Genomic DNA, 17120 nt, shown 5'->3' with positions numbered 1-17120 from the left:
TTGAAAGGAACGGCATGGGATCGGTATTGCAGAGTCGTCTTCGACCTCTTCTCTGGATTGTGGGGGTTTTATTTCTTGTTTTCGTCGGATTGCAATTTGTACGTCCGAAGTTGACGAATCCGCCGGTGACGGCGGACCTGCAGACCCCCGCAGAGGTAAAGCAAATTTTGAGGAACTCTTGCTATAACTGCCACTCGAACGAGACGAAGTTGCCATGGTTTGATCAGGTGGTGCCTGCGTATTGGTTAGTGACCGCCGATGTGAAAGAGGCTCGGAAGCATCTGAACTTTTCCGAGATCGGAAAGCTCCCGGCTGCACAGCAGAAGGGGTTCCTGTTTGAAGCGGTGAACATGATCCAGATGGGTGCAATGCCTCTTCCTGCTTATCGGAGAGTGCATCCGGATGCGGTAGTGACACCCGATCAACTGACAGTCCTAAGGAACTATCTGACTACACCTCCTGATCCATCCAATGCTGCTGAGGTTGGAGCAAAGGCGGTGACAGATGCTGCGGCGACGGATGTTCAGTATGGCAAGTGGGTGCAGGCAAGCCAGACTGCGCTGGAGGTGAAGCCGGAGTGGAATGGCGTTCCGTTCGACCCTGACTACAAGAACTGGAAGGCGATCAGCAGCACCGACCGCTTCGACAATCACACGATGCGGGAGATCTTGGGGAACGACGTTGCTGTGAAGGCGATTGCGGATGGACACATCAATCCTTGGCCGGATGGAGCGGCGTTCGCTAAGGTAGCTTGGCAGCAGGCTGCGCCGGACGAGAAGGGCGTGGTGAAGACCGGCGCGTTTATCCAGGTGGAGTTGATGGTCAAAGATAGTGCGAAGTATGCGTCGAGCGAGGGTTGGGGTTGGGGACGCTGGCGCGGAACCGATCTGAAGCCTTATGGGAAAGACGCTCAGTTCCAGAATGAGTGTATGAGCTGCCATGAACCTGTGGCCAAGAATGATCATGTATACACGATGCCGTTCAGCGGCCAGACTGCGGGAGGTCAGTGATGAGATCGCTTGGCGTGTGCTTGCTCGGTGCGGTTGTGGCTTTGGCCGGATGTTCCGAGGAGACGAATCCGCGGGTTGTGACTCGCTTGAATACGGACGCAGCTTTGGTTGGAGAGTTGCCATCGAATCCACTGCAGGGCAAGGTGATTACATCGTGGATTGATCGAAAAGATGCGACGATGTCGACGATGTTCGGCAACGATGTGGCTTGGAAGTATGCGCGATCGAATTCTGATTCAAAATATCCGGCGGGGGCGGTGCTGTCGGTGGTGACGTGGGGCCAGCAGGAGGATCCGCGGTGGTTTGGAGGGAGCATTCCGCAGAGGCCGAAGGCTGTGGAGTTTGTGACGGTGACTGGGCCGGGCGTTGCGGCGTACCAGAGGTACGAGGGATCGCCATTGAAGAAGGTGGCGAGTGTGGAGGGAGTTGATCCCAACGATCGTGCTTCTTATTTGCTTGCACAACGAGCTGCAGTGATGCCCTGACCCGTTAAGGGCACCCGCCGGGGGTTCTCAGCCGTAAGTCATTTCAATGCAATGATTTGACAATTTCTCGTTTTCGCAAAATCTTCATTCCATTGGGGTTACGGCTAAATTATTCAAAACAAAGGAGAAAGCGCCGGTCTTGAGTCCGGGCTTCTGTTTCTGCCTTCTACATCAAGTAGAGAGTCGATATAACTCATACGCCACGCGAATCGCCTTATTTGGCGCGGGTTTTCGCATGATTGGGGCTTGACAGAATTTCGAGTACGGCAGAACTCGGCTTGCGGGCCGCCGTAGCTCGTTTGCACCGTAAAATGATCCGGTCCGTGGGCCAACGGTAGACCTATGCGCTAAATCGAGTTTTAGGAGATCGCTATGAAGCGAGTTCTGGTTGTTGTGGTGGTTTTTGTGGTGGCTTCGTGTGGTTTTGCGGTGGCGCAGCAGGAGAAGCCGATGACGTTGAAGGCGGTTCTTCTGGAGCAGCTGCGGTCGACCCATGACAAGGCGGAGTGGTTCGTTCCGGCGAATACGGCGGTGGCTGGGCTGACGCCGGCGCAGGCGAGCTGGACGGATAAGAGTGGGAACCACTCGGTGGGGCAGCTGGCAAATCATCTTGTGTTCTGGGATCGCGAGATGTTGGCGAAGTTCAAGGGTGAGACTCCGGCGAAGTTCGATGGCAACAACGACGAGACGTTCAACAACTTCGACGCCAAGAGCTGGGACACGACGGTCAAGCAGCTGGACCAGGTGATGACGGACTGGGAGAACGCGGTGGAGGCGGCTGACGACGCAAAGATTTCGCTGTGGGCTTCGAGGATCGCACACGTTGGAGCCCACAACGCCTATCACATTGGGCAGATGGTGTATGTGCGGAAGCTCGAGGGGGTATGGGATCCGAATAAGGGGGTGAAGTAGGGCAACGCGATCAGCCGGGCTCCTGGTAGATGCCGAGGACGTTGCCGCCGGGGTCGCGGAAGTGGGCGGTGATCTCTGACGCGTTGGGGTCGATGGGTTGAACGATCTCGCCGCCGTGGGCGGTGATGAGATCGACGGTGGCGACGGCGCTGTCGACCATGATGGAGATGACGATGCCGGGCTGGGTGGAGGGCGGACGGTTGAGGACCCACATGCCGCTGACCTGGCCGACGCCGTCGTCGAAGGCGGTGGTGCCGTCGCTGTGCTGACGCAGAGACCAGCCAAAGCAAGTGGCGTAGAAGGCGGAGGAGACGGCTACGTCCGTTGCGGGGATTTCGAGGTAGCAGATCTTGCCGTTGCCGACAGTGGGAGGCATGTTTGGCTCCTTCGGGGTGAGTCTACTGCAAGTCGGCGGCTGGCGTGAAGAGTTGTACGGGGTGCAGGAGCGAACATATGAGGATAAAAGTCGGAGCAACGAGCGATAAGTACGAGCTGGAGAGGTTTGTGGAGGCACAGGCTGGAGTGTACGAGCAGGCCCTCGCGGAGTTGCGGGCGGGGAGGAAGCGCAGTCACTGGATGTGGTTCGTGTTTCCGCAGATTCGGGGGCTGGGGAGTAGCCCGATGGCGATGCGGTATGCGATCTCGTCGCTCGAGGAGGCTCGGGCTTATCTGGAGCATGCTGTGCTGGGGCCGAGGCTGCGGGAGTCTACGAGGATTGTGGTGGAAGTGCAGGGACGGACGGTGGGGGAGATCTTTGGGTCTCCGGATGATTTGAAGTTTCATTCGAGCATGACCTTATTTGCGAACGCCGCGGCGCCATTTGCGAAGGCCACTGCGCCGTCTGCCAAAACAGCGGAAGATTCGGGCGATGTGTTTGAAGAGGCTTTGAAGAAGTACTTCGGCGGGGCGATGGACCAGGGGACGATCAAGCGGATCTGATTGAGATTTTGGGGGTATTGCGAGCGTCTCAGCAACTGCGCGCTCGTGGATGGCATCTTCCTGTACAGGGCCCGACTTCAAACGAACGTAAAAGGTGCACGAATGAACCGAGGTCTGAGGGTTGCGGTAGCTTTGGTTGTGGGTATGGCTGCGCCGATCGTGGCGGCAGGATGCGGGAAGCATGAGGCGCAGGCTACGGCTGTTCCAGCTCCGGCGATGAAGCCCGCGCCGCCTACTCCGATCGACACGAAAAAGGCAGAGGTGGGTGGGCCGACGTGGGATCCGGAGTGGGACAAGATTGTGGAGCTGGCGCTGCCGCCGGCGATGCTGTCCGGGCAGGTTCCGCATGATGTGCGGCGATTCTGTCCGGCGTTCTACGGGATGGCGGAGGACGATAAGCGGGCGTTCTGGGCTTACTTCTTTCAGGCGCTGGCCGGTGCGGAGGCGGGACTGGAGCCGACGGTTCAAGCCAAACACGCACAGCCGGAGATGGCAGTGAAAGATGAAGTCACCAGGCATCAGAGCCGCACATCGGGGCTGCTGCAGCTTACGTATGGCGACGAAAAGCGGTATGGTTGCGACTTTGACTGGGACCACGATAAGAAGCTGAAGATCGATGATCCGGACAGAACGATCCTGCAACCGAAGAACAATCTGGAGTGCGGCGTGAAGATTCTCGACCATCAACTGATCGAGAAACATAAGCCTCTGCTGTCATCCTCGGGATACTGGTCGACGTTGCGGCCGGGAACGGTGAGCTATCGGGTGTTTGCGAAGCAGATGACGAATGTTCCTGCAGCTTGCAGGGTGGCAGGTGGTCGGAAAGTGGCTTCGCGGTGAATGGTGCACAGAGTTTATGTATGGCCGCTCTGTCTTTAACAGCTGATGACGTCCATCTTCGCGTTACAGGACGCGCGAAGATGGACGTTGCCGGGTTGTCAGTGCGGAGGGTTATTCATCGTCTTCGTCATCACAAATATGTGCGACAGCAGCCTCTCGAAAGCCGATACCGACCTTGAAGCCGACGGGCTTGAACGGGCCTGGTGTGACGTCGATGGCGAGCTTTTCCATCTGCTCCCAGTTTGGCCGGTTCTTATCGTAGTAGCTCGAACACTCATAGATAAGGAACGGGACGACGATGTTGGGGTGGACTTCATTGCACATCGTGATCATCTCCGATTCTCGGTAACCGGTCATAATGTGCGCGTAGGAGCAGGTCCTGCAGAGCGAGTCCGAGCCAATCGGAGTTCCGCCCTTGATGTACGGCTTGCCCATGGTGGGCCTTTCTTTCTAACCAGCGCTCGGCTGGATTGTTTTGGGCGCAGCTTCGCGGGTGCGTGGTCGCTTCGCGGCAGAGAAATTCGTAGACGTGCGTGGAGACAAAGCTCTCCTCCTGGCGCATCATCATCTATTGGTGCGTGCGGGTTGCGTAGGATCGTCCAGCAGCGGCTACTGACAGGTGAGGAGCATGGCCCGGCGATCACCACGGAGATAGTTCGTCTCTGGCGACCTACGCATCGTGTTGTGCGATTTGGTGTTCATCGGGCTGCTCCTACGCTTTGTTACTTTGCCAGTTACGAATTCAAAATGCAAGAAATATTATCTGGTGTAGAACATAAAGGTTTGGACGATCTCGACTTTTACGAACCTGACGAGGTAAGGCCCCACTCTCACGATCAGGTCGCGTGAGTGGGGCACTTTGTTGAGTTGTGAGGTTATCCGATGACGCGATAGCCGAGTTGGAAGGGGTTGGCGGCGAGACTGGCGATGAGATACCAACCAGTGGCGCCGATGTGCAGCGATGGTCCGTAGGTGAAGCCGAAGCCGGTGTCGAGGACGCTGGATGAGGCGACGACGCCGAGTCCGCTGGGAATGACTTTTCCGCCTGCGGTCTGGCCGACGCCGAGGATCTGCTGGGCGTGCTCGATGTCCTTAAGGAGTTGAATGGCACGGGAGATGTCGGAGAGGAGAGAGAAGATTGGTTCGCCTCCGCGGAGCGCCCTTGCGGTGAGTGCGGCGGAGGTGTGCGCGGTGCCTTCGAGCCAGACTGCATTCGGATCGTTGGCGGTGGTGACGAGACTCGCGGAGGAGAAGGTCATGCCGTGAACGGTTTGAGTTCCGGTGAGGCTGGAGTTGGGTGAGGAGGCGGTGTCGGTGGTTTGAAGATTGGCGAGTGCCCAGTCGATGGTGCCGCGAGAGCGGGCGTCGAGAAAGGCCAAGTAAGACCAGGTCTGGCAGTCTTCGGGGATAGGTGAAGGGTTGATGGTGATCTGGTCGGGCAGAGTCCCGGTATAGAAGAACGGGCCTTGTGGGTTGAACATGGCGAAGACGAACTGGAAGGCGTGTTGAGCGAGCGCTGCCCACGACATGCCATTGTTCGCGTGTCCGCCAGCGGTGAGTGTGCTGAGCATGGTGAAGAAGGCGTAGGTGTCGAGATTGCCCTCGGTCGACTTTCCGTTAGGTGAGGGTTGAGATTGATTGAATTGGTTGATGATGGCGCCGTAGGAGTAGCCGCCTGGCCCCTGAGTGTTGAAGGTGTTCGTGACAATCCAATTTGCAACCAGGAGAGCACCAGTGAGGTATTGCTTCTCGCCTGTGCGGCGATAGAGTTGGGCGAGAGCCATTCCGGCCCAGGCCTGATCGCCCACGGAGCTGCCGTAAAAGAAGAATGGGAAGGCGGCGGGGGTGATGAAGGCGCCGCTCGAGTCGGGTGCGTTGACGAAGTAAGCCTGCGCGAAACGTCCGTCGGCGACGGGAAAGTTGGTGGCCTGGGCGTGGAGGAGGCCGAGACCGAGGATCTTTGCGCGGGAGAGGTCGTCGGGTAGGCCGCGGGAGAGATAGGCGTGGATGGCGACGGCGTTGTCGTAGGTAAAGCCGGTGGCCTGGAGGGCGGCGTCGCTGTAGCTCTGGGACAGACGAATGGTCGAGCCGGAGGCGTAGGCGTCCATCATGAGGTTCTGGAAGGTGAAGGCGCGTTCGATGGAGTCGGCGAAATCTTTCGCAGCGGTGAGGGGGTTGGACTGGCGGAGTTGTGCTTGAGCCGACTGCGAGGCGAAGATGGGTGGCACTGCGCCAGCCACTGCGGCTGTGGAGACCATGCCGAGGAGACTACGGCGCGTGATGCTGTTTGCAGACATGTGGGGAGCCCTCCTTTTGGGCATCGCCACTCTACGCTCGGCTTCGGAAGACACGCAAGATTGTGAATTCTTTTTTGACGGAGATTTTCAGCACGTCCAATGTATGGATTTCAACTGGATGGCGGCGAGCGGAAGTCGGTGCTTTAGGCAACTGCCAGATCAACTTGATGGCGCAAAAGATTGAGCAAGTCGAGTTCCTGCTGCTGAAGCGCCCTGGGAAGGTCGGCGTCTGTCTCTTGAACGCGGCGCTTCACTCTTTGCAGCATCGCTCCGCTCATGTAGGAGTCGAGCACTGCGGGGTGCACGTAGCATTTTCTGCAGACGGATGGTGTGTTGCCGAGTCGCGCGGCTACGGATTTAATTGCCTGAACTACGTTTCGTTTGGCCTGGGTTTCGGAATCGAATGCCTCGAACTCATAGAGCAGCTCGCAGGCGAGAACGGTTCCGGCCCAGGTGCGAAAGTCCTTGGCGGTGAAGTCCTGTCCTGAGATCTCACGCAAGTATTCATTGACGTCGGATGAGTCAATCGAGTGTTGTGTGCCGTCTTTGTCGACGTATTGGAATAGCTCGTATCCGGGTATGTCCTGGCAGCGCTCCACGATCTTTGCGATGCGACGGTCGGTGATGTCGACCGTGTGTTTGACTCCGCTCTTTCCCTGGAAGTTGAAGGTCACGGTCGAACCTTCGATGTCGACGTGTTTATTTCGCATCGTCGTTAGGCCGTAGGAGTGGTTTTGTCGGGCGTACTCCTCGTTGCCGACGCGGATGAGCGTTGTCTCCATGAGACGAACGATGGTGGCGAGTACCTTTGGACGAGGCAGCCCTGGGATTGAGAGATCTTGTTCTACGCGCTCTCGGATAGCTGGTAGAGCTGCTCCGAAGATGACCATGCGCTCGTACTTGGTTTCGTCACGGACTTCGCGCCAGCGAGGATGATAGCGGCTCTGCTTTCTCCCTCTTGCGTCGCGGCCGGTGACCTGGAGATGTCCTTTTGGACTGGGGCAGATCCACACCTCTGTCCATGCCGGAGGGATGACGAGGGATTTGATTCGAGCTAAGGTTTCGACATCACGCACAGGCGTTCTCTCGGCGTCGAAGTAGCGGAAAGTCTTGCGCCATGGTCTGCGCTGGATTCCAGGTTTCGTGTCAGTGACGTAGCGCAGTCCTGCGGCTTTCGCGGACTCCGCAGGATCGGTGACGGATTGTAGTTGTTTCTTTCGAGGCATCTGATGGTCCCAGGTTTTTTCCTGAGATCGTTGGATGCAGTTTGCGGACGGTGAGAGCTTGCAAGCTTGGTAGAGATTTTGATGGTACGGAAGATACGGCCACTAAGGGTAGATTCTGTTGAGGGTGCGGGCGAAAGGGATGGTTTCGCGGACGTGGTCGAGGCCGCCTCTTTTCTTATTCAGATATTTCGCCCAAACGTTTTCTGAACGCGCGAGGAGAAGCGGAAATAGAAGAACAAAATCGCAACTAGAAAAATATTGATTGTCGCGCTCGTAATTTCTTGTTTCACAAAATCTGAGTTGGTCGACGGGCCACGAGCTGCTCTTGCGGCGAAATAGACCTGAAAAATTGCGTACAGCAAGCGCGCAGTGAGAGCAATTCGGAGCCACAGGAAAGCGGAAGATATTCTCGCCCATGTGACCAGTCCAGCCACGAAGCTCGTCAAAGCAAGGCTGCCGTAAACGGCGATCAATATGGGCGATGAGGTCTTTTGCATCCATCCGACCATAGTGATCGGGCCCAAAATCGTTAGTGAAATACAGAAGTAAAGCAGCCAGCCACCGACTGGAATTCGGACGCTCTGAACTTCTTGGCTGAAAGCCTGAATCGGTGGCGGTGGTGCTGAACTCATCGGGATCCCTCGCTGCGCTCAGGATGACAGCAAAAGCGAGGCTCGTCTACGGATAGATACGGTTGAGGGTGCGGGCGAAGGGGATGGTCTCGCGGACGTGGTCGAGGCCGCAGATCCAGGCTACGGCGCGCTCGATGCCCATGCCGAAGCCGGCGTGAGGGACGCTGCCGTACTTGCGCAGGTCGAGATACCACTGGAAGGCGTCGAGCGGGAGGTTGTGCTCTTCGATGCGGGACTTGAGGAGGTCGTAGCTGTCGATGCGCTGGGAGCCGCCGATGATCTCGCCGTAGCCCTCGGGGGCGAGGACGTCGACGCAGAGGGCCTTGGTGGGGTCGAGCGGGTCGGGCTGCATGTAGAAGGCCTTGAAGGCAGCGGGGTAGCGGTGGATCATGACGGGCTTGTCGAACTGAGAGGAGATGTAGGTCTCGTCTGGGCTGCCGAAGTCGTCGCCGTATTTGTGAGGAGCTTCGAGCTTGCCGGCTTTGAAGGCTTCGTCGAGCATGGCGTGGGCTTCGTCGTAACTTAGGCGGGGGAAGGTTCCTACGACGGCTTCGAGCTTGGCAATGTCTTTGCCGATGACCTTGAGGTCGGCGCGGTGCGACTCAAGGACGCGGGTGACGATGTGGGTGATGAAGCCTTCGGCGAGGTTCATGAGGCCGTCGAGCTCGAGGAAGGCAACCTCGGGTTCGATCATCCAGAACTCGGTGAGGTGGCGGCGAGTCTTGGATTTTTCAGCGCGGAAGGTGGGACCGAAGCTGTAGACCTTGCCGAGAGCGAGTGCAGTCGCTTCGATGTAGAGCTGGCCGGACTGGGTGAGGTAGGCCTTGTCGTCGTCGAAGTAGTCCATCTCGAAGAGCTCGGAGGTGCCTTCGCAGGCGTTGGGGGTGAGGATGGGTGGGTCGGTGCGGATGAAGCCGTTGGTATCAAAATACTCTGAAGCCGCGCGCATGATGGTGGCCCTGACGCGAAGGATGGCGGACTGGCGCGGGGTGCGGAGCCAGAGGTGGCGGTGCTCCATGAGGAAGTCGACGCCGTGCTCTTTGAGAGAGATGGGGAATGGGGTGTCTTCGGGGACGCGTTGGAGGACTTCGATGCTCTCGACGTCGAGCTCGTAGCCGGAGGGGGCCCTCGCGTCGGCGCGGACCTTGCCGGTGACGGTGAGGGAAGATTCGAGGGTTAATTCTTTCAGTGTGTTGAAGACCTCTTCCGAGACTGCGGCTTTGGGGACGATGCCCTGGATCGTGCCGGTGCCGTCGCGGAAGATGGGGAAGAGGAGCTTGCCCGAGGCGCGGAGGTTGTACAGCCAGCCGCGGAGGGTGATGGTCTGGCCTTCGTGCGCGGAGAGTGAGGAGATAGTGGTGATGGGTGCGGAGGTTTTGCTGGTGGGGGTTACATATTCGCTCATTGGTTCCTTGTTTGTGCCTGTGACAGGTGCTAATTATCGGGACTGACTTTTTCTATACAGCGGCTTCAGCGGCTCGCTTGAGGAGGTCGAAAGCTTGGGTAGCTTTGGTAGTGGCGGATTCGGGAGTTTCTTCTAGTTCGTGGGCGATCTCGAGGATGCCGGGGGTGTTGGCCGGCAGCGTCGCGATGTGCTTCGCGATGTTCTTCCAGTCGATGCCTGCGGTGCCGGGCCAGAGGTGGTCGTCTTTTTGGCCGAGGTTGTCGTGGAGGTGGAGTTCGGCGATGCGGGGCTTGAGGAGCTCGAAGGCTTCGTCGATTCCCTTGCTGTTCTCGGGGGCAGCGAGGTGGGCGTGACCGATGTCGAGGGTAACGCCGACGCGGTCGAAGTGGCCGACCTTGAGGATTTCGAGGAGATGCTCGGGGGTGGTGATCTCGTTCTGGAGGTTTTCGAGCAGGATGCGGACGCCGAGTGGGTGCGCGAAGGCCTTGAGGTGCTCGATGGCGGTGAGGGAGTTCTCGAGGGCGCGGAGGTTCCAGGCGTCGTCCTTGTGGCCGAGATGGAGAGTGCAGGCAGAGATAGGAATCTGCTCGGCGGACTCGAGGGCGCGCTTGACCTCGTCCATGGCGGAGATGCGGCGGGACTTCTCGGGGTCGATGAGGTTGAGGTTGGGGGCGACGTGGCGGGACCACTGGGCGTCGGCGCGATCGGCGATGTAGAGCGGCTGGTGAAGTGTGGCTCCAACGCCGGTGTTGCGGAACCAGGTGGCGATGTCGCGGACGGCGGCGCGGTCGGCGTAGTCGAAGTGATGGCGGGCGGCGAAGAGCTCGATGACCTGAGCGCCGGATTTGTGGAGAGCGTCGAGCAGGCCGGGGTGCAGGCGTTGCGGGAGGAAGACGTGGGTAGAGAGTCCGGTTTGCATCATGTCTTAAGGTACAGCAGCGGGAGGGTTGGTGGTGTAACGGAAGGGGTTCGGTGGGTGTTCGGCTAGAATTTGAGACGACTGGAGGGTTTAGATGAGGCTTGCTGTGTGGGTGGTTTTAGCGGGGTGTGTAGCCTGGGGCAGTGGGAAGGCGCATGGTCAGGTTGGTGGTACAGGCACGACTGAGGGGACTCCTACGCCGGCTCAAACTCCGGCGGTTGTGCAGACTTCGGCTCCGGTGCCCCCGGTTTCGCCACCGGATGAGACGGCGAAGCAGATCGCCGAGATGGAGGCGAAGCTGGCGGACTGGCCGCAGTTGGGACGATATCGGGCGGAGAACGCAGCGTTGGCTCCGGTGGCGGCGGGGGAGCAGCGGGTGGTGTTTTATGGGGACTCGATCACGGATAGCTGGGGCCGGCAGGCGGGTACGGGGGAGTTCTTTCCGGAGAAGCGGTATGTGAATCGGGGGATCAGCGGACAGACCACGCCGCAGATGGTGGTGCGGTTCCGGCAGGATGTGATCGATCTGCATCCGGCGGTGGTGGTGATTCTGGCGGGAACCAATGACGTCGCCGGGAATACGGGGCCGATGACGCCGCAGATGACTGAGGATAACTTTCGGTCGATGATCGATCTGGCGAAGGCGAACGGGATTCGGGTGATTGCCGCGTCCATTCTTCCAGTGGCGGACTACCCGTGGAGGACGGGCCTCGCACCCGCGCCGAAGATCAAGACTCTGAATGACTGGCTGAAAGGGTACTGCGTGAACCACTCGGTGACTTATCTCGATTACTACTCTGCGATGGTGACGCAGGATGGCGGGATGAAGCCTGGCCTCAGCTTCGATGGCGTGCATCCGAATGCGCAGGGGTACGCGATTATGGGGCCGTTGGCGCAGGCGGCGATCGATAAGACTCTGAGTAGGTAGGCTGATTGGTCCGGCGAGTCAGGCGGCTGAGAGAAGGCGCTGGAGGATCTGGGCGTCTCCAAACGCTGCGCCTGAGGCTGTGTTGTCGAAGACGCACCACGTCTCTCTTGTCTTATGGGCGGCGATGGCTGCGGCGAGCGAGCGAAGATAGGATTCCGGGTAGGCGGAGTAGTAGGTATGAGGGCTGCCGTGGAGACGGCAGTAGAGGAGTTGACTCCAACCGGCGGCCTGGGCGGCTGCGGGGACGCGGGCGGGATCGGCGGCTACTCTTGAGATACTGAAGCTATTGAGAAGGTAATCGGCTTCAGAGACGAACCAGGTGGAGTGCCTAGGTTCGAAGACGATTGCTCCCTGGTGGAGATCGCGTAACCTGGCGAAGAAGGCTTTGGCAACAGCGGGGTTGAAGGCGGAGCTGGGCGGGAGTTGAAAGAGGATGGGGCCTAATCTTTGAGCAAGGGTATTTGCTTCGGCGAGGAAGATTTGTAACTGTGCGGGTTCGCAGGCCAGTTTCGCATCGTGCGTGATGGCCTTTGGAGCTTTGACGGAGAACTGGAAGTCTTCGGGGACTGAGTCTGCCCACTTGGCCCAGGTGGAGAGGCGATGGGAGCGGTAGAAGGAAGAGTTGATCTCGGCGCAGTTGAAGATTTGCGAGTAGCGGTTGAGATGGGTTCCTTGCGGCGGGACGTCCAGGTATTGCTTCGGGATGCTCCAGCCGGCCGTGCCGATGCGCAGATGATTCATGCTTCGGTTCGATGCCATTGACCTTACTTTCGTCTAGCTGTCCAGAGCCGGCGATACCTCCGGACTAATGCTTTCCGGCGGTATCGACCAGTTGTTGCAAGGGTAGGAGGATGACGAAGTCGGTTAGTTCGGAGTGGTCTGCGGCTGTCTTCAGGAGGGTGTTCTGCGCTTCGATCCAGGTTGTCGTTGGTGGCGTGTGGGACTCGATGGATGCGAGTGATTGGATTCCGAGTTGGCCGAGCTGAGTCAACTGGGTGCGGCGAAGGGTGAGTTGATTGAGCTTCGGGTGCTCGGGGGCGAGGGCGTCAAGCGCTGGGCCAGAGGCAATCCATGACTGGAAGAGAATTTGAAGTTGCTGGTGGGCGGCGGCGCGGTCGGCCGGCGCGCTGCTGTGGAGGTAGCGGTCGACGAGGAGGCGCAGGTCTTCGCGGAGGGGTGGGTCGGGGCGGGTGTAGTCGACGGCGTTGCCCATGGGAGTAAGCTGTGAAGTCTTCTGCTGCTCGTAGCGTTCGTGGAAGGAGACTGGAGAGAGCGTGGAGATGAGCACGGCGAGTTGGGCGGCGGCGTCTTCGCTTCCTGCGAGCTGTCGCAAGCCGGATTCTGGGCCAGAGATGTGGGTGAGGCCGAGGCCGTCGAGCCGGATGGATTCGATCTCGAGGCGGCGATACATGTCGGCGACATCGCGGGTTTGGCGCGTTGACCAGAAGCGTTCGGCGAGCGCGGCGGTGCGAGGCCAGACGCGGGAGTCAACGGTCTGCGCGGTGATTTGTTCGGCCCACATGCAGACTTCGCCACCGAGGATGAGCTTCTGCTGGTCGGGGGTGAGGGTGGAGTTGTCGGGGATGGGATCGTCTAGATACATCTGCTCGGCGGTCTTCATGCCGTCGAGATAGTAGGGCGCGGAGAGGATGCCGCGGTTGCCTTGTTTGGCGGCGACGGCGAGCGACTCAACGCCTCGCCAGCTCTGGATGACGGCGTCTTTCGGAGTGCCGGGGGTGAGGATCTCGTCCCAGCCGACCATCTGCTTGTGGTGTTGGTGGACGAGCGCGAGGACGCGGGTGCTGAAGTAGTTTTGCAGGTCGTCGGTGGACTTCATGTTGTGTGCGTGCATGAAGGCAACGATGGAGGGGTTGGCCTTCCAATCGGCTCCGTTGCTCTCGTCACCACCGAGGTGGAGATATTCGTCGGGAAAGAGGGAGGACATCTCGCCGATGAAGGCGTCGAGGAACTTGTAGGTGCTATCGCTGGTGGGGTCGAGTGCGCCGTCCCAGATACCGAAGGTGCGGGAGATCTCGTAGGGGCGCTGGACGCTGCCTAGCTGCGGCATTCCGACGAGCCAGCTGGTGACGTGGCCGGGAATGTCGAACTCGGGAACGACGCGGATGCCGTGGGCGCTCGCGTAGGCGATGACGTCGCGAACTTGATCCTGGGTGTAGAAGAGGCCGTCGGAGCCCTTGGCAGTGAGCAGGGGGAAGCGTCTGCTTTCGATGCGGAAGCCCTGGTCGTCGGTGAGGTGCCAGTGGAAGACGTTGAGTTTGACGGCGGCCATGGCGTCGAGCGTGCGATAGACAACCGGAAGAGGCATGAAGTGTCGGCTGACGTCGAGCATGAAACCGCGCCAGGGGAACCGGGGGGAGTCGTTGATCTCCACTGCGGGGATGACGTAGTGGCCGTCTTCGGCCTGTACGAGTTGCTGAATGGTTTCGAGACCGTGCAGGGCTCCGAAGATAGTTTGGGCCCAGAGGACAATTTTGCTGGAGGTTGCGCTGAGGGAGTAGTCTTCGTCGGTTTCAAGCGTGGGGCGCGTGCCAGTGGAGTCTTGCACCTGAATGGTCAGGGTGGGGCTTGGGGACTGGAGATCTTTGCCGATTGGAATGCCGGTGTTTCTTTCGAGGCTCTCGAGGGTGCGACGGGTGGCTGCCTCGAGGATGGGGTTGTGCGCGCCGCGGAGGGAGACTGTGAAGTCTTTCGTGATGGCGATGGAGCCATTTCCGGCGGTGATATTCGACGGCGCCGGAAGGAGCGTGTTTTGGAGGGTTTGGGACTGTGCAGTGGACATAAGCGAAACGAGAAGGCAGAGTGTCCCGAGGCTGATTCCTCTGGCGTGAAGAAGCTCCAGAGTCGATGCGTGATTCATTCCTGCTCCTTGTAAGCTACGGCGAGTACCGTCACTGTGCAGGCTTGAACTTCCCTGCGATCTCGGCCGCCCAATCAGATCCTGATGGCTGAGCTGTCGATCGACGTCGCCGATTCCAACTCCAGTCAAACTGGGTCAAACTAGGATAGTTTATAGCTCGAGACGCCACGTTAGTTCGGTTAGCAGGAAAGCATGCACCGCTGCGATACTGTTAGGCGTCTAATGGTTTAAGCCAATGGCGACGACGAACCTTCCCAAACCGAGCTCATTCGACCGTACGCTGGCCAGCGCGCGCTCGACCATGATGTTCAGTGAGGTCGCGAGGCTAGCCGTCGACAGCTTCCGTGCAAGCAAGACGCGGTTTCTGCTCACCATGCTGGGTATGGTCATCGGCTCTATGTCGATTATTTTGGTTGCAACTCTCGGGTCGACCGGCAAGCAGTACGCCTTGGACCAGTTGACCAGCATCGGGCCTAACAAGGTGGAACTGCAATATGGCGGTGGTAACATCAGCGGCCCGGAGAACACGAGCACGCCCGACTACATGACGCTCGACGACATGCGTGAAGTCCTCGATCAGGTGCCCGGAATCGTTGCATCATCTCCGATGTTGGAGTTTTACGACAATGTGAGTCTGGGCGGCGGCATCACGAAGCAGACGACCCTGCTTGGCGTCTCTCCGCAGTATCGGATCGTGCGCAATCTCGTTGTGGTGTCGGGGCGCTTTTTCGACGATCAGGACGAGCTGGCCCACGAGAAGGTTGCCGTGATGGTCAAGCCGTTCGCAGAAGAGCTGTATGGAAACGTGAACGAGGCCGTGGGCAAAACGATCAGCATCAAAGGCATTCCGTTTGTCGTCATCGGAGTATTCAAAGAGGCATTCGATACCTACGGGCAGTCGGAGATCAGTGATCACACGATGCTCGTGCCCTACCCTGTCATACGCTACTTCACTGGAAGCAACTCTCTGAAAGAGTTATTTTTCACGATGCGCAGCGCTTCGCTGGTGGTGCCGGCGAGTGAGCGTATTCTGGCGATCGTCCGGTCTCGTCACTATGCTGGCTCGGTTTACACAGCCGCGACGCTCACCGATCTTCTCAGCAGCATGGCGAAGATCGCGGATATGCTTACCATCGTTCTCACTCTCGGGGCGGGCATCACGATGATCGTCAGCGGCGTCGGCATTATGAACAGCATGCTGGCGAACGTTCAGTCCCGATTGAAGGAGATCGGGATCCGTAAGGCGCTGGGGGCGACAAGTCGTGAGATTCGACTGCAGTTTCTTACCGAAGCGATCTTTCTTTCGCTGAGCGGTGGGATCATCGGGACTATGCTTGGCCTCGCGATTCCCTTCACTCTTGGCCTGCTCACACCGTTCAAAATCCCGATCAATCCATGGTCAGTCGTATTTTCACTTGGCAGCTCGGTGATGGTGGGTGTGCTCTTCGGGACACTTCCGGCGAATCGTGCAGCACGGCTCGATCCGGTTCAGACACTCAAGTACGAATAGCTTTTTTTGTGGCTGACCGTTGATAGTTACAAAAATAAAAACGCATCGCCCCTAGCAAGATCTGCGCAGGGCGACGCGTTTTATGCTTCGTGGTTCGTAAATTATGCAGTGGTGGCTGTTTCGGCTTCGGGCTGATCGCCCTTGACCGTTACCTTGACGTGGCTGGTGACCTCGCGGTGCAGCTTCACGGGAACGTGGTACTCGCCGATCGTCTTCAGCGGCTCCTCGAGGGAGATCTTGCGACGGTCGATGGTGAAGCCCTTGGCCTCAAGCTGGTGCGCGATGTCGCCCGAGGTGACCGAGCCGAAGAGATGCTCGTTCTCGCCGACCTTGCGCTCGAACACAAGCTCAACCTCGGAGAGCTGGGTGGCCAGCTGCTCGGCCCCGGCCTTCTCCTTGGCGGACTTGCGAACCGCAGATGCCTTCATCTGGTCAATGACTGCCTTGTTCGCGAGGGTCGCCTCGATGGCGAGCTTCTCCGGCAGCAGGTAGTTGCGCCCGTAGCCGTCAGCGACCTTGACCACGTCGCCGCGATGTCCGAGCTTGTTTACGTCTTCCTTCAGAATGACTTCCATTGCATTTCTCCGATTTCGTCTCTGGCTCGCGGTGCCGCCAGTCTTGCGTATCCCGTAAAGTCCCGCCGCAGCGGAAGAAGTTAGAAGCGTGCAGCGAAGGCGAGCAGAGCGATGTTGCGCGACTGCTTGATGGCCAGGCTGAGCTTGCGCTGGTGGCGAGTGCAAACGCCGGTCAGGCGACGCGGGACGATCTTGCCGCGCTCGGCAACGAAGCCCTGAAGCAGGCGAACGTCGCGGTAGGAGATGGCGTCGATCTTCTCGGTGCAGAACTTGCAGACCTTCTTGCGACGGAAGAACTTGCGACCGCCAGGACCGCCGCCGGGTGCGCCTGCGGGGCGTGGGGTGCGAGGACCGGCGCCAGGGCCAGAGTGTGCCGGGCGGGGTGTGGGTGCGTGGTGCTCAGTGGGTTGCGTGCTGGTTTCGTCAGCCATGATATTTCCCTCTCAGGTACGTTGTGCCTCTCCTCGCTCCAGGTTCGCGTTGGAGCCTCTGAACAACTGACGAAGTGCAGTCAATTGGAAGCGAAGATCGGTGATCGTAGTGCGTTGTGCGATGCAATTGGAA

The 17120-nt window shown here is 58.9% G+C and carries 18 protein-coding genes; 7 read left to right on the top strand and 11 right to left on the bottom strand.

Features of this window, described 5'->3' with window-relative positions; all coding sequences use genetic code 11:
• Window positions 1-14 precede the first annotated feature (14 nt).
• The 3 genes from HDF12_RS02960 to HDF12_RS02950 all read left to right on the top strand — a co-directional run bounded on the left by HDF12_RS02960 (window position 15) and on the right by HDF12_RS02950 (window position 2407).
• Window positions 15-1010 (top strand): heme-binding domain-containing protein, encoded by a 996-nt coding sequence (locus tag HDF12_RS02960; protein WP_179581130.1) that lies wholly within the window; start codon window positions 15-17, stop codon window positions 1008-1010.
• Entirely contained in the window at window positions 1010-1495 is a 486-nt protein-coding gene (locus tag HDF12_RS02955; protein ID WP_179581128.1) for a hypothetical protein, read from the top strand. Before HDF12_RS02960 ends, HDF12_RS02955 begins: the two co-directional genes overlap by 1 nt.
• A 372-nt stretch (window positions 1496-1867) precedes the next feature.
• A complete protein-coding gene (locus HDF12_RS02950; RefSeq protein WP_179581126.1) occupies window positions 1868-2407 on the top strand; it encodes a DinB family protein in 540 nt (179 codons plus the stop codon).
• Between the two features lie 10 nt (window positions 2408-2417).
• On the opposite strand, the gene HDF12_RS02945 is transcribed toward HDF12_RS02950, so the two are convergent.
• Window positions 2418-2783, bottom strand: a complete 366-nt coding sequence (locus HDF12_RS02945; RefSeq protein WP_179581124.1) for a VOC family protein — start codon at window positions 2781-2783, stop codon at window positions 2418-2420.
• Window positions 2784-2860: 77 nt separating this feature from the next.
• Here HDF12_RS02945 and HDF12_RS02940 point away from each other — a divergent pair, with 77 nt between their 5' ends.
• Both HDF12_RS02940 and HDF12_RS02935 read left to right on the top strand, forming a co-directional pair.
• Window positions 2861-3346, top strand: coding sequence for a DUF1810 domain-containing protein (locus HDF12_RS02940; protein WP_179581122.1), 486 nt, complete (start codon window positions 2861-2863; stop codon window positions 3344-3346).
• Window positions 3347-3448: 102 nt separating this feature from the next.
• Entirely contained in the window at window positions 3449-4186 is a 738-nt protein-coding gene (locus tag HDF12_RS02935) for a hypothetical protein (protein WP_179581120.1), read from the top strand.
• A gap of 111 nt (window positions 4187-4297) precedes the next feature.
• Here the strand turns inward: HDF12_RS02935 and HDF12_RS02930 are convergent, their stop codons facing one another.
• The 6 genes from HDF12_RS02930 to HDF12_RS02905 form a co-directional block, all read right to left on the bottom strand.
• Window positions 4298-4621 (bottom strand): hypothetical protein, encoded by a 324-nt coding sequence (locus tag HDF12_RS02930; RefSeq protein WP_179581118.1) that lies wholly within the window; start codon window positions 4619-4621, stop codon window positions 4298-4300.
• Window positions 4622-5061: 440 nt separating this feature from the next.
• Window positions 5062-6483 carry a Tat pathway signal sequence domain protein gene (locus HDF12_RS02925; protein WP_179581116.1) on the bottom strand — a complete coding sequence of 474 codons (1422 nt, stop codon included), beginning with the start codon at window positions 6481-6483 and terminating at the stop codon, window positions 5062-5064.
• Window positions 6484-6626: 143 nt separating this feature from the next.
• Window positions 6627-7709, bottom strand: coding sequence for a DNA topoisomerase IB (locus tag HDF12_RS02920; protein ID WP_179581114.1), 1083 nt, complete (start codon window positions 7707-7709; stop codon window positions 6627-6629).
• Between the two features lie 179 nt (window positions 7710-7888).
• The gene (locus HDF12_RS02915; protein WP_179581112.1) at window positions 7889-8341 is read right to left on the bottom strand and encodes a hypothetical protein; all 453 of its coding nucleotides are present in this window, start codon (window positions 8339-8341) and stop codon (window positions 7889-7891) included.
• Window positions 8342-8387: 46 nt separating this feature from the next.
• Window positions 8388-9746: an asparagine--tRNA ligase gene (gene asnS / locus HDF12_RS02910; RefSeq protein ID WP_179581110.1), complete on the bottom strand. Its 1359-nt coding sequence runs from the start codon at window positions 9744-9746 to the stop codon at window positions 8388-8390.
• 52 nt (window positions 9747-9798) lie between these two features.
• The gene (locus tag HDF12_RS02905; protein ID WP_306457991.1) at window positions 9799-10668 is read right to left on the bottom strand and encodes a sugar phosphate isomerase/epimerase family protein; all 870 of its coding nucleotides are present in this window, start codon (window positions 10666-10668) and stop codon (window positions 9799-9801) included.
• Window positions 10669-10759: 91 nt separating this feature from the next.
• On the opposite strand from HDF12_RS02905, the gene HDF12_RS02900 reads away from it, so the two are divergent.
• Window positions 10760-11593 carry an SGNH/GDSL hydrolase family protein gene (locus HDF12_RS02900; RefSeq protein WP_179581108.1) on the top strand — a complete coding sequence of 278 codons (834 nt, stop codon included), beginning with the start codon at window positions 10760-10762 and terminating at the stop codon, window positions 11591-11593.
• 18 nt (window positions 11594-11611) lie between these two features.
• On the opposite strand, the gene HDF12_RS02895 is transcribed toward HDF12_RS02900, so the two are convergent.
• Both HDF12_RS02895 and HDF12_RS02890 read right to left on the bottom strand, forming a co-directional pair.
• Window positions 11612-12352, bottom strand: coding sequence for a DUF72 domain-containing protein (locus HDF12_RS02895; RefSeq protein WP_179581106.1), 741 nt, complete (start codon window positions 12350-12352; stop codon window positions 11612-11614).
• A gap of 46 nt (window positions 12353-12398) precedes the next feature.
• Window positions 12399-14471 carry a beta-N-acetylhexosaminidase gene (locus HDF12_RS02890; RefSeq protein WP_179581104.1) on the bottom strand — a complete coding sequence of 691 codons (2073 nt, stop codon included), beginning with the start codon at window positions 14469-14471 and terminating at the stop codon, window positions 12399-12401.
• Window positions 14472-14706: 235 nt separating this feature from the next.
• On the opposite strand from HDF12_RS02890, the gene HDF12_RS02885 reads away from it, so the two are divergent.
• Window positions 14707-15981, top strand: a complete 1275-nt coding sequence (locus HDF12_RS02885) for an ABC transporter permease (protein ID WP_179581102.1) — start codon at window positions 14707-14709, stop codon at window positions 15979-15981.
• Between the two features lie 101 nt (window positions 15982-16082).
• Here the strand turns inward: HDF12_RS02885 and rplI are convergent, their stop codons facing one another.
• Together rplI and rpsR are read right to left on the bottom strand one after the other, a co-directional pair.
• Window positions 16083-16556: a 50S ribosomal protein L9 gene (gene rplI, locus HDF12_RS02880; RefSeq protein ID WP_179581100.1), complete on the bottom strand. Its 474-nt coding sequence runs from the start codon at window positions 16554-16556 to the stop codon at window positions 16083-16085.
• An 80-nt stretch (window positions 16557-16636) separates the two neighbouring features.
• The gene (gene rpsR / locus HDF12_RS02875; protein ID WP_179581098.1) at window positions 16637-16987 is read right to left on the bottom strand and encodes a 30S ribosomal protein S18; all 351 of its coding nucleotides are present in this window, start codon (window positions 16985-16987) and stop codon (window positions 16637-16639) included.
• Window positions 16988-17120: the final 133 nt, after the last annotated feature.

The organism is Tunturiibacter gelidiferens (assembly GCF_013410115.1).
GTDB classification, from domain to species: Bacteria; Acidobacteriota; Terriglobia; order Terriglobales; family Acidobacteriaceae; genus Edaphobacter; species Edaphobacter gelidiferens.
The sequence above is the reverse complement of the archived record's forward strand: the minus strand, read 5'-3'. Positions and strand labels throughout refer to the sequence as shown.

Bases quoted from the DNA above. Each gene is read 5' to 3' on its own strand.
- HDF12_RS02895 (WP_179581106.1), bottom strand. From the start codon at position 12,352: ATGGCATCGAACCGAAGCATGAATCATCTGCGCATCGGCACGGCCGGC.
- HDF12_RS02945 (WP_179581124.1), bottom strand. From the start codon at position 2,783: ATGCCTCCCACTGTCGGCAACGGCAAGATCTGCTACCTCGAAATCCCC.
- HDF12_RS02925 (WP_179581116.1), bottom strand. From the start codon at position 6,483: ATGTCTGCAAACAGCATCACGCGCCGTAGTCTCCTCGGCATGGTCTCC.
- HDF12_RS02930 (WP_179581118.1), bottom strand. From the start codon at position 4,621: ATGGGCAAGCCGTACATCAAGGGCGGAACTCCGATTGGCTCGGACTCG.
- HDF12_RS02905 (WP_306457991.1), bottom strand. From the start codon at position 10,668: ATGATGCAAACCGGACTCTCTACCCACGTCTTCCTCCCGCAACGCCTG.
- HDF12_RS02890 (WP_179581104.1), bottom strand. From the start codon at position 14,471: ATGAATCACGCATCGACTCTGGAGCTTCTTCACGCCAGAGGAATCAGC.
- HDF12_RS02935 (WP_179581120.1), top strand. From the start codon at position 3,449: ATGAACCGAGGTCTGAGGGTTGCGGTAGCTTTGGTTGTGGGTATGGCT.
- HDF12_RS02900 (WP_179581108.1), top strand. From the start codon at position 10,760: ATGAGGCTTGCTGTGTGGGTGGTTTTAGCGGGGTGTGTAGCCTGGGGC.
- HDF12_RS02960 (WP_179581130.1), top strand. From the start codon at position 15: ATGGGATCGGTATTGCAGAGTCGTCTTCGACCTCTTCTCTGGATTGTG.
- rpsR (WP_179581098.1), bottom strand. From the start codon at position 16,987: ATGGCTGACGAAACCAGCACGCAACCCACTGAGCACCACGCACCCACA.
- rplI (WP_179581100.1), bottom strand. From the start codon at position 16,556: ATGGAAGTCATTCTGAAGGAAGACGTAAACAAGCTCGGACATCGCGGC.
- asnS (WP_179581110.1), bottom strand. From the start codon at position 9,746: ATGAGCGAATATGTAACCCCCACCAGCAAAACCTCCGCACCCATCACC.
- HDF12_RS02920 (WP_179581114.1), bottom strand. From the start codon at position 7,709: ATGCCTCGAAAGAAACAACTACAATCCGTCACCGATCCTGCGGAGTCC.
- HDF12_RS02885 (WP_179581102.1), top strand. From the start codon at position 14,707: ATGGCGACGACGAACCTTCCCAAACCGAGCTCATTCGACCGTACGCTG.
- HDF12_RS02915 (WP_179581112.1), bottom strand. From the start codon at position 8,341: ATGAGTTCAGCACCACCGCCACCGATTCAGGCTTTCAGCCAAGAAGTT.
- HDF12_RS02950 (WP_179581126.1), top strand. From the start codon at position 1,868: ATGAAGCGAGTTCTGGTTGTTGTGGTGGTTTTTGTGGTGGCTTCGTGT.
- HDF12_RS02955 (WP_179581128.1), top strand. From the start codon at position 1,010: ATGAGATCGCTTGGCGTGTGCTTGCTCGGTGCGGTTGTGGCTTTGGCC.
- HDF12_RS02940 (WP_179581122.1), top strand. From the start codon at position 2,861: ATGAGGATAAAAGTCGGAGCAACGAGCGATAAGTACGAGCTGGAGAGG.